The 226-nt window shown below is 63.3% G+C and carries 1 pseudogene; it reads left to right on the forward strand.

Annotated features, from left to right (window positions below):
* Positions 1 to 25: 25 nt before the first annotated feature.
* Positions 26 to 226: pseudogene (locus ACT3TD_RS14875) on the forward strand (ISL3 family transposase); the annotation flags it as partial.

Consider the following 226-nt stretch of genomic DNA (forward strand, 5'->3'; position numbering starts at 1 on the left):
TCTGAACCGAACCAGGACCCTAGAAGTGCACACTACTGGCAACCTCGTCGCTGACACCATCTGCCGCACCGCTGAAATCGGATTGACCATCACCGACGCCGCCGATGCCGGCCTGTTCACCGCCATCGACGCCGCCCCGGTGGCCGTCGACGATCAGTGCCCTGGCTGTAAACATCCGGGTGTGCTGCGAGATCACGTCACCCGGCAGCTGGTGGACCTGCCTGTA

It is taken from the genome of Corynebacterium sp. AOP36-E1-14 (assembly GCF_052377495.1).
GTDB lineage: Bacteria > Actinomycetota > Actinomycetes > Mycobacteriales > Mycobacteriaceae > Corynebacterium.